Annotated in this window: 10 protein-coding genes; 2 read left to right on the top strand and 8 right to left on the bottom strand. The window is 39.3% G+C overall.

The genetic code is table 11. The features are described from left to right. Positions 1 to 397 precede the first annotated feature (397 nt). The 3 genes from UNH61_RS19420 to UNH61_RS19410 form a co-directional block, all read right to left on the bottom strand. A complete protein-coding gene (locus UNH61_RS19420; RefSeq protein WP_326993651.1) occupies positions 398 to 892 on the bottom strand; it encodes a hypothetical protein in 495 nt (164 codons plus the stop codon). A 7-nt stretch (positions 893 to 899) separates the two neighbouring features. Beyond that, positions 900 to 1,484, bottom strand: coding sequence for a phage integrase SAM-like domain-containing protein (locus tag UNH61_RS19415; protein ID WP_326993650.1), 585 nt, complete (start codon positions 1,482 to 1,484; stop codon positions 900 to 902). A 317-nt stretch (positions 1,485 to 1,801) separates the two neighbouring features. Next, the gene (locus UNH61_RS19410; RefSeq protein WP_326993649.1) at positions 1,802 to 2,008 is read right to left on the bottom strand and encodes a hypothetical protein; all 207 of its coding nucleotides are present in this window, start codon (positions 2,006 to 2,008) and stop codon (positions 1,802 to 1,804) included. An 83-nt stretch (positions 2,009 to 2,091) separates the two neighbouring features. On the opposite strand from UNH61_RS19410, the gene UNH61_RS19405 reads away from it, so the two are divergent. Further along, positions 2,092 to 3,207 carry a hypothetical protein gene (locus tag UNH61_RS19405; RefSeq protein ID WP_326993648.1) on the top strand — a complete coding sequence of 372 codons (1,116 nt, stop codon included), beginning with the start codon at positions 2,092 to 2,094 and terminating at the stop codon, positions 3,205 to 3,207. Between the two features lie 261 nt (positions 3,208 to 3,468). Here UNH61_RS19405 and UNH61_RS19400 read toward each other — a convergent pair whose 3' ends face one another. The 5 genes from UNH61_RS19400 to UNH61_RS19380 form a co-directional block, all read right to left on the bottom strand. Continuing rightward, positions 3,469 to 4,071, bottom strand: coding sequence for a HEPN domain-containing protein (locus UNH61_RS19400; protein ID WP_326993647.1), 603 nt, complete (start codon positions 4,069 to 4,071; stop codon positions 3,469 to 3,471). Between the two features lie 4 nt (positions 4,072 to 4,075). Beyond that, complete coding sequence (locus UNH61_RS19395) at positions 4,076 to 5,113, bottom strand: ParA family protein (protein WP_326993646.1); 1,038 nt, start codon at positions 5,111 to 5,113, stop codon at positions 4,076 to 4,078. Positions 5,114 to 5,784: 671 nt separating this feature from the next. Further along, positions 5,785 to 6,069: a hypothetical protein gene (locus UNH61_RS19390; RefSeq protein ID WP_326993645.1), complete on the bottom strand. Its 285-nt coding sequence runs from the start codon at positions 6,067 to 6,069 to the stop codon at positions 5,785 to 5,787. Between the two features lie 94 nt (positions 6,070 to 6,163). After that, complete coding sequence (locus UNH61_RS19385) at positions 6,164 to 6,781, bottom strand: SHOCT domain-containing protein (RefSeq protein ID WP_326993644.1); 618 nt, start codon at positions 6,779 to 6,781, stop codon at positions 6,164 to 6,166. Between the two features lie 173 nt (positions 6,782 to 6,954). Next, entirely contained in the window at positions 6,955 to 8,370 is a 1,416-nt protein-coding gene (locus UNH61_RS19380) for a P-loop NTPase fold protein (protein WP_326993643.1), read from the bottom strand. Positions 8,371 to 8,864: 494 nt separating this feature from the next. On the opposite strand from UNH61_RS19380, the gene UNH61_RS19375 reads away from it, so the two are divergent. Then, the gene (locus tag UNH61_RS19375; protein ID WP_326993642.1) at positions 8,865 to 11,102 is read left to right on the top strand and encodes a hypothetical protein; all 2,238 of its coding nucleotides are present in this window, start codon (positions 8,865 to 8,867) and stop codon (positions 11,100 to 11,102) included. Positions 11,103 to 11,108: the final 6 nt, after the last annotated feature.

Genomic DNA, 11,108 nt, shown 5'->3' with positions numbered 1-11,108 from the left:
TGAAATATCACTGTGACCAAAAACACTTGCAAGCTTAAGTCTGAACAGCCATTTTACCATTGCAAGAGCAAATTCGGTCTTTTACACATTAGGATAGGTAATACGGGGAGGGGTAAAGCCTTCCCCTTATTAGCTACCCTACATTTTGCAAAGTCGCAGCAGATATGCCTATATCGCCTCTTTTCTCCCATATTTCCCTGATCTTGCGGCTTGCTTCTTCAGGGGTGATCCTGATATACTTGTAAAAATCACGCAGGCTTTTATGGCCGCTGATTTTCATTATCAGCTCGACAGGAGTTCCTGCCAGAAATTCATTGGTGCAGAATGAGCGGCGGCAGGTGTGAGAGGTAATCCACGCATATTTGGGCTTTACCTGTACTATATCCTTGTTACCTTTTTAGTGGGAGAACTTTATTGACTCGCAAATGCCCGCCAGTTGGGCCACCTCTTTGATATGGCGGTTAAATTCGGGATTGCTTACAGCGGGAATCTGGCGGTTAAAGCGCCCGATCAGTATTTCTTCTGCTGCATCTCTCAAAGGTATAACAACCCAATGATCAGACTTTTCCTGTTTCTTATATAATGACCCTTTCCGCACGTCCTCCGGTTGTATAGAGGAAAAATCGGAAAACCTTAAACCAGTCAGACAGCCGAGGACAAACAAATCACGGTATTTAGCCAGGTGCGGTTGTTCGGAAAGGTCGGTTTGATAAATCCGGGCTATCTCCGCCCATGTCAGATACACTGCATCCGCTTCCTCGTCTAGTATTTTAAAGTCCGTAGGATCAATCGGGGGGATGATTTTACGGCGCATCCTATCCCGCAAGAATATACGTAGTTGTTTAATGGTTTTCCCTACAGTGGAGGTTTTTACCCCTTGTATTGGCTCCATTTTGCCGTTAACTATGGCGCTGCACATAGTCGTAGGTCAGGAAGTTAACAAGGCTCTCATACAGGTTAAAATCGAATGAATCAAATGTGATAGCGGTTTTCCTGTATTCCTGAAAGGCCGCCATGTGGTCTTTCATTTTTTTATAAACATTCAACATGCCAGCAGAAACCTTATCCCGCTTACATTTGATATAATCTTCAATCTGAAAAATCAGATCGAGATTTATTTTGGGGTCGAGGGCTGCCGCCTGCTGAGCCTTTTCTTCCAATATGGGGGGATCGAAAGCAGGGTGGAAGGTTTTCTTTGCAAATGCGGGAATATCCTGTATTTTCTTTTTCACCGCATGGGTGATAATGTCGCTCGCCTTGCGTAACAGGATTGCCAGCTGGCCGTTTAGACCGTCGTCGGTCCCGTATGTTGCAGGGAGGTCGGAGGTAACACGGTGAAACTTACGATTCCAACATTTGGGAGGAACGGCTATTTCCGTATTCAGGAGAATGGTTTTATCCCCGCAATATTGGATAAAGATGATACAGGTGCCATCTTTGCGCATTTTGCCCTTTGGGCAAATCAGTTTGATTGGTAACAACATATTTAGTCGAATTTTTAGTCGAGTTCAATGCTGTTAACCGATATAAAGGTAGGGTGGAAAAATTGCAATCGGTGTTATAGAGTATTGAGAATCAGTACCTTGTAATTAAGTTAGGTAAAGATCAATAAACTTAAAATGGCTAAACGAAATCCCAAGGGGATCACGAGAATGAAAAAGGCTTCAGAACTTGTTAGTTTTGAAGCCTTTTTTGGTTTCGATATAGTATTTTAATTATGCTTTGAACTTTTATCTTACTGATTCCTGTGGAGTATTGGGTTCGAGTTCCATATGGTCTAAAACAAATTTAGTATATAGTTTTATTCATTGGAAGGCCCGCTTGTTTTTAGAATTTGTTCAATAGTTATTTCTGCTAAAAAGTTAGTGAAATCAACAATTTGATTTGCCTCCTCCTCAGAAACAGATACTCCTAGTTTAGCTAATATAAGAACCGCTTCCGATGATGTCAATTTGCCCTTATTTGAGGATTTGCTGAGGGACTTCTTATTGATTTGAGAATGGTACATTTTAAACTATGTTTTGGGACTAATTTTTATTTGGAATTAGTTTAAAGTCAATTGAAATTACAGATTCAATATTAAATTTAGTTATGAATTTTTCATATGAAGAGTTGTACTCAATGTACGGTCGGTTTGATACCAATATTCATATCCAGTTTGTCCCAGGTTCACAGGCTCATCAACTTTTTGGAGATTATCTTATGGGTGAGATTATTTATACGAAAGATGAACGTGAATCTTTGGAGAAGATATTGATCACCAACGAAATACCTCGAACCGATAAAAAGGTTAGAATTCTGCCGTCGGCAGTACTTGATCTTACTTCTGCCCAATTTGAACAAGCAGAAAGATATGGTGTTCTATGTAGTGATATTTTAGAGATTCTTTCAATGAATGGGCCCAAAAGCAATGCATTTACAAAGGTAGGGAACCGTGAGTTACCCGCCCCTAAAACGCTGCAGTTAAACATAAAGAGAGGAGAAGGGAATCGTCTGATGTTCGGATTTTTGAACAGAAGAGCTTCGAGGAACGAATCATTGTCGCCCCAGGAAATAAATATGTATTTCGGGTTGGCGAATTATTTCTCCGTCAATATAGCTGAAGCTCCCTTTACCGATTTAAATTATGATCAAAAGGAATCCAGATATTTTGAGCTAAAGGCGAAATTTGATGATCTTATTATTAGCGGAGGTGAAATAGAAGAGTTTGGTGCCGCTATTGCTGAAAGATATTTACTAAAGGAACAAATGATAACTTCTGAATTTGAACGGTCGGGAGAGAAAATTGCGAAAATTGCGAGTGATTTTGGCGATGAAGTTAAAAATGCAAAAAAGGCGTGTCATAAGTTCGATGAAGAAATTTTATTGTTTGGTGGTAAGTTGATTTATCTCGATTTAGAGCGATTTCTACACATTTATTGTAGGCATGTAATTGAAATGAAAGTGGGAGGGGCCTTCGCAGGTAAAAGCGTCTTTCAGTATAGATACGACGACGTCATTGAAGTAATAAAACTAGTTGTCAAATCGCAAGCATCTGAGATTGATGAACAGTTTAGAAATAATCCAGAAAAAAATTTTAGACGCTCAGGGAAAAGAGCTGTCTATCTATATGGCAATTATTATCATATAGAAATTGAACCAACTGGTCGCCTACTTACTTTTTATCCTTACGAAAATAAAGCAGCCGCAGATGCTGATACTGAGTAGAGAAGCCAGAATCTTACCTAAGATTAATTGTTACGTTTTTTAATCTGATTACTAGGGCAGTGGCATTATTTCTTTATGCCTGCTGCGTAAAGAAGGTCTTCAATAGTTACCCTATACCTAAGTTGAACATTATCAATGTCTTTGCGGTTAGCATTATATTGGATTTTATGGGCTGAGAAATTACCTAATTGCCTGAAGACGTCAGCTTCTACTAAGATATGAAATAACGATATTGTAATTACAGCAATGGGGCATTTTTTCTCACCATGTAACTCGTATCCCATGAGTAGTTGAAAGTGTGATTTTTAGACCCTTGTCACAGGCTTGGACAAGAAATGATAGAAGAGTAGTTGCGTCATCAACAGCTTTAGTAGTAAGTCTAGTTTTTCCTGCTTTTGACTGATTCCAGGTGTAGGACGGCATCGAAAATCCATGAGCAAAGCTATGACGTACTTTTAAAATTTCATTTAAACGTTCCCGAGTCTGATGCCCATTAAGGCTTCTTGCTTTCCAGATCCAATCACTAATTGGGTCATACCCAGTTGTCGAAATTAAGAAGTTTCTTACATTGTCTGCGTTAGGTGTATTAAGCTTTTCAATGCTTGTTGATGTATATCCGACTAATAAGTTGTAAACAGCCATGTATCTGACATCTGTTGGCAGCGATATTAGTGCTAAATACTCTTTGGTAATGGCTTTGACATAGGTATCCCATGCGGCCACTATACCAGTTAAATAAGAATGTAAATAAACCTGCTTTTGTTTTTCTTGTATAGGTTGAATTCGACTATCTATAGCCAACGACCGTAGATGCCTTAAGTCTCCTATCCTATCATGGAATTTAATCGCAGAATTTGACGGCATACAACTACAGTCTGGCTACAAATTTCTGTAATGAGTACTTGTATTTATCTAGGGGAGCCTTGTTGATTTGTATTCTTTCTCCCCTAAAATCTTTTGGGCCCGGTTTAATGACGTGAAGGGGAATTCCTACGGTAGCTGAGTATACACATGCGCTGTGATAATCTGGAATAAAAAGAAATTCTTTACTTGGAGGAACTGTCCGCGTAGAAAAGTTGTTTCTGTAATGCGCATAAAATGTATCAACAGTATTTTTAATTACTTTACTTATTGCTTTGAACGCTTTACTCTCCTTGCCCTCATACATAGTTACGCGATTAGAAACAAAAGAGTGTAACTTAGGTAGACGAATACCTTCCTCCATAGCGCGGCTATGGTAATTGATCCTAGCGTAGGAATTCAATTTAGGGTCTTCCAAATCAACTCCATACAATAAAGCCATAACGTTTTTTATAGCTCTGTGAGAGCTTTCATCTGGAGTAAATGGAATAATCATAGCATGGGCAGCTGTTATGGCGAGTTGTGTATAGATAGCGAAGCTGGGATTACAATCTATCATTATAACAGCTTCTCTATCACCACTTCTCTTTTGGAGGGAATTTGTCAAATCTGTTACCCAGTTTAAAACCATTGACCAAGCCTTTACAGGTATCGCTAATTGCGATGTTTGACGAATTGCCTCACTGATAATTTCAAGTAAGTTATCTCCACAAACTAGATAAAGATTTTCAGGGATATTTGAGTTATAGTCTCTAGGATAACAGATGAAATCTTCTATATCGTCTAATGCTTTAAACGGATTATTTAGTCTAGCTTCAAGATAACCTCCTATAGATCTTCTTATGGGTTCTTTAAGAACTTTTCCTAATGCACTTTCAATATCGGAGGTTGACAATAAAGTTTCCGAGACGTTCGCCTGCGGACATAAATCAATAACATATACATCAGTATCAGGATGCTGATGAGCATATTCACAAGATGTAACAAAGCACAAGAAACTTTTTCCAATTCCACCTTTGTTATTCCAAAAAGCGTAAGAAATCATATCGTCTTAATATATTGAGTTTAATATAGTTATCGTCTGTAATGAAACGTACAGAAGCATTGCGAATATACAGTTAATATGCGGATTTTTAATAAACTAAAACTCAAAAAGTTATATTTAAAAATTATCAAGTATGTTAGTCCCATAGGTAGCTCTGAAAGCTTCCCTTAACTCATAATAGTTTCAACTAGAGTATCCCATTCAAATGCAAAGGAAATATAAATGGAATGAGATTTTACAGGCCGTCAAACTCATCGGGGACACATGCCTTAGTAGAAAAATATCCAAATTGATCTAGCTTTATCGTCTGGTATATATATACACCTGTTTGTTGGCCTGTAGTGGGATCGCGTATAACTTCTTGTTGTCTTTCCTCGAAAAAAGCTGCTAAATTCACGCTAAATAAATGGTTCATGTATAAAGAAAAATGCTCTGGGAATTTAGCTTGTCATATGGAAAATCATCTTCAATACTGTGTTGATTAAAGAACCCTTTTTCAGTACAGTCCCAGTCTGATTGTTGTTTTATGTGGTAGTTTTTCCTTTTTAACAGAAATAATATCACCGCTTCATCATGGCTCAATTGTTTAATAATATTCGGAAATGCTGGGTGTGCCAGGTCTTGCTTTGAGTTATCAATTGAGTTGGCAAGTAGATTAATAAATAGCTCACTTATGATAGAGTTTCATATGTAAGGCTGAGCCCTTCAATAGTTGGTATAATAATCTGAGGATGGCCTTCTATTAAATTTTCGGTTTTAACTTTTTCTGCAACTTTTTCTAATCGCTTCTCCCATCTATCATGTTGTGTTGCTAAATAAGTAAACGGTGCGAGTAAGAATCGTGATGTTTTCGCAACTGATTCGAGTGATTTGCCTATTTGCTTCATAGCTGGGCTTAAAGCATCCTCATATATTTTATCGGTAGGAATAATATTTTTGATTTCTTTAAGATCCATTGTGTTGGTTTAAAATGGGAGATTGTAGTAGTGATAATGAAATAACATCAGTCTGTATATGATAAACTACAATTGCGTTTATGGAAATTTGACACTAATTATTTAAGATCTTTTTCTTCGCCGTGTCAAACTCTTCCTTCGTTAAAACCCCGGAGTCCAGTAGTTCTTTTAATTTTTTCAATTCATCAGCAACGCTACTCCCTTTTTTGTCTTCTATAACAACGGATAAATTCTTAGGTTTTGGCTTGAACTCATCTGGCACTGAGAGCTCTCCAGAGGCAATTGCATTTTCTACATCTATTTCATAATTTTTCATTCCAAAACCAATTTTTGCATAGTAATTATATCCATGTTTTTTACTGCCCCGCGCTTCAATGGCCTTTATCTTAAATAACAATCCAGATTGGCTTCGAGGAAACGAATTTGCCTGATTGGCTAATCCCTGATATCCCGTAGTCGAATGATATGCAAATAGAGATCCAGCATTAACGCGAATAAATTTGAAATCTCCATCAGGCATTGATCCTACTCCGATTTTAATTTCTTTGCCTCTCAATATCTTATATCCATACGTGGTAAAGAGGGTGTCTTCTACTATTCTTGGCAACGTCGAGTCTGGATTTGAATTTTGCGCCATTGTAAATATCGGGGTAAATACAAGGATAAAGACAGAGAAAATAGCCCTAAGGATTGAAACTAATGATCTTTTCATAGCGGATTTGAGGTTTAATTTGATTCACTGGCGGCCGTTATCTATTCATAAACAAAACCAATAAATAAATTAGGTTTGGGGGATCTTTTTCTAATTTAAGGGAAAAAAAGTTAGGTTATTAAGGTACTTAAATATATTATTACTTGTAATATAAATATGCGAATAAGGGCTCTTTACGGCGATGTTACAAATGATTCCAAAAGATCAATTTTTTCGAACAGGTGGCTGATTCGCAGCTGTTGAATACTGGTGCGAATTAAGGTGCTATAAAAGCTAAGGAATTTAGATCCATCTGTAGTGCTGTCTAAAGCAGGTTTAATATTAAGAATTAGTCTGTCTCTCTCTGTTACTATAGGCTCACTACTATGATGCAATTCCCTGAAGAATTTATCGTATGTCGCAGCAAGTAGAACTTCAAGCTCCATAAATCTATCATAGCTCTCATCTGAGGGACCTATTTGATGCGGTAATGTTTCTTTGAATCCGATTAGGATTTGTTCAGGCTTCTCTTGCCTGAGGGTAAGTTTTTTATAGAAACTAGGATAAAACTCTCTCGCATAAAGGAGATAGAGGAATAACACTGGAAGTACATAATAATTAATGGCAAAAGAATTGAGGGCCACTCGTGCACGCGCCATAATTTTTTCCTGTTGCCTGAGCGTTGTCTGTGCGCGCGAAAAAAGTAGAATTGCAAACTCTAGAAAATAACGTCCATCGTGTGCAATTTCCAAACTACGTGGGCGTTGTGGATTTTTGAAGAATCCATCAAAATCGAAATGTCTATAGAGATGAGAGCAAAAGATCTCTGTATTAGGTGCAGGTAAACTAAATTCCAAGTCGATAAATCTTCTGAGATACTCTGAACTGTCAATGTTTTCGCTGCCATAGAATCCCTTAATGGCGTTGCCAAGCTGTATTTTATCTATAGACAAGACGAAAACGATTCCAGGAACATTAAATAGATGTTTTACTTTTTCCAATAGTTCGACAGCATAATTGGGCCGACAGCGATCAAGTTCGTCTATAAACAAGACCAGTGGCTTTTGGTCAATATTATTAGATACATACTTCTCAAGCTCTTTTCTGAATTCATTCAAACTTTCCTTTTTCTTTACGTATTCATCTACCTCTTCCTTAAAAATATCCATTGCCCCTTCTGCTATTTTTCCTAGAGCTTCTGTAAATATTTCTTTATCTATATATTTTGACGCAACGCCCTTAATTAAAGCAGGAACAACGCTTTTGCTGAGTATGGAGGCCTTTTTGAGAAGAGAGTTAAATGTATTGCCTTCTTTGCGAGTTATCGCGCCCAATTCTGCGAGTAGTGCAACAAGTGGGTTGGACTCAAAGTCATTCTCCCAAGCGTTAAAATAAATTGTAGTAAATTTATCTTTGACTAGGTAAAGTTGCCACATTTTTATAAAAGTAGTTTTGCCCGTGCCCCATTGTCCATTTATAGAAAGTACAAATCCGTTTGAATAGGATTTTATGAGGCTTGTTAGAATTTTAGCAATCTTTTCCCTATCTAATTTGTCATTCGCAAATGGGTCGTCTTCAGGGATGTCTTCAAATCTGTGATTAATATTCATACTAAATAGGGATTATTATTGCCAGACTTATTCGGGTTTATTTGCTAAGTTAGCTATGATCAGAATTATCGATTATAAGAATCGATGGTTATAAAGATAAATGAAAAAGGAGATATTTTTGAATAAAATAGAAAAGCCAACTTGTAGCCCTCTCTACTCATCCACCTCACTCATCGGACTCAATAATGCCGTAGCCTCAACATTCAAAAACCTCGCAATCGCATACAATGTCTCAATAGACGGCTGCTTAAAATTCCTACACCAGGTAGATACACCCCCAGGGTTTACCCCAAGTGCCTTTGGCGCCATTACGTCCATCTTAAAATCCTCACTTTTTCCCAAGAAATCCTTGCTATATTACTGCAATAGGGGCATATATACAGACAAAATTTGCTGCCATCTAAATTATACCTATATTTATTTCAGTGTACCCCGAACCGACGCGCTGTACCTGAGCACTGGCTGTAATTTCACCTCAAAGTAAAACTATACATATGAGTATCCCCATGCAATCTTTCAATTTCAATCACCTTTCTGTAAAAGATCTGGTTGAAGCCAGAGACATGTTCCATGTACATTTAATGAATAAGAAAAATGTGGTGGCCACCGCCATTGGCCGCTATTTGATCCGTATGAGTGAAATAGACGCCAGCGGTGTACACAAGGCTCCCAAAGAAGGTGGCAAACAGTCAGCCCGGCCTCCCAGGACGCTGGAAAACAGCGTAGTAATGGACATATCCTGGCCCTGTATTCTTGTATTTGTTAAACAATGGGAAACGGAGAAAAGTCTTTCTGATGTCAATGCGCAGGATGTAGTTCCCAAGACTATTTACATGCCCGATGGTAGAATTGTACCGGTTTGCGTGGTGGAGGCGCCTAAATCAGAGGTAACCGATGATGCAGTTAATGTAAGCAAACTACATTTTCCGGTTAACCTGATCGGAGGGGGATTTCCGCTTTACATAAGATCGCAGGGAGTAAACCGGGTAGCAACCCTTGGCTGTGTGGTGACCGATGGCCATAAGTACTATGCTTTAACTAACCGACATGTGACAGGACAGGGTGTGGAGCCTGTTTATGCTGTTATGGGAGGTAAGGAAACCCTTATTGGTCAGACCAGTGGTAGGTCGATTGGTAAAATTCGGTTTTCAGACCTATATGATGGGTGGAGGAGTGATAACATTTTTGTGGGATGTGACGCAGGGTTAATAGAGATAGAAGACATTACCCAATGGAAGACGGATGTCATTGATATTGGTACGATGGGAGAGCTCTATGATCTCAATACGCTCAATATTGCCCTTTCTCTTATTGCAGAACATCCGGTAAAGGGAGGCAAAAGGCAACCCTCTTTAACCGGTAATGTGGTGGCTTATGGCGCTTATAGTAGCCTGGTAAAGGGAGAGATTGCGGCACTTTTTTATCGCTATCGGTCTGTTGGAGGAGTTGAATATGTAAGTGATTTTCTCATCTCTGGGCGAGATGGAAGCAGTCTTAAAATGCACCATGGAGATAGTGGCGCCCTTTGGCATTTGGAGGTATCAGCAGAAGGCAATACTACAGATTATCAACCCATCGCTCTTCATTGGGGACAGCATGAATTTATCCAGAAGCAGCAAAACGAAGGTTATACCTTTTCGCTCTCCACCTGCCTGAGTAACATTTGTCGGGAGCTGGATATCGAGTTGGTCAGGGGATGGAATCTGGATAATGATTATAGTTGGGGGAAAACCGGGCATTATAAAATTGCGGCAAGGGCGTGTGAAATTGTGTCTAATCGCAAGCTAAGTAAGCTACTGATGGCTAACCAGCAGAATATTTCCTTTACTGACGACGGTATGTTAGCCGGGGAGATGAAAGAGGCCAAATGGGGCCAGTTCTGCGCGTTGGCCGATGTACCGGATATTATCTGGAGAATGACCCGCAAGGCAGATGAGGCCAATCACTTTGCAGACATGGACCAAAGCAATCCGGAGGTAATGGATGGAAAGACGTTGCTGGATATCTGTAAAAAAACGGATGGTATTGATATCGATGTATGGAATGAGTATTATCAGGCATTGGAAGCGGTAGACAGTGATCAGAGTCCGGATAAGCGGGGGGCACTTCCTTTCCGGGTGTGGCAGGCCTTTAACCTGATGGTGGAGTACCTTAAAGCAGGTAAGGTAGCCGAGTTTATCTGTGTAGGCGGAACTGTTTCTCACTACCTGGGAGATGCCTGTCAGCCCCTGCATGTATCCTATTTACATCATGGTCACCCTGGTAATGAAGATGAGAAGAAAGTGCATTCCGTTTATGAAACCAATATGATGGATCGTTATATGCAGGAGTTGTTGGATGGCGTAAACCAAAAATTTAGCACCCCCCAAATTTATACTACGTATGGCACTGGAAAAGAAGCCGCAGTTGCTGTTGTTAAGCTCATGCGAAAAGTGGTGACAAACATTCTGCCACCGGAAGACATTATAGATGTATACAACCAGACGGATGGCCGTGGCCGGATAGACAATATGTGGAACGAGTTAGGTAAAAAGACTATTGATTGTGTGGCCGCAGGTTGCCTGAATCTGGCGCTTTTCTGGGAAAGTGCCTGGGAGGCTGGAGAAGGCGATAAATTAAAGGCGGCAGATCTTCAGGCCATTGATCAGCAAACACTCATGGACTTGTATATGACTTTTTCGTTTTTTCCATCGTTTAAATTAAAAGATCCGAAGTATAAGCAGGCATTATAAGCAGAA

It is taken from the genome of Chitinophaga sp. 180180018-3 (assembly GCF_037893185.1).
GTDB lineage: Bacteria > Bacteroidota > Bacteroidia > Chitinophagales > Chitinophagaceae > Chitinophaga.
Note: the sequence above shows the minus strand (reverse complement) of the source record. Positions and strands in the feature narration are given on the sequence as shown.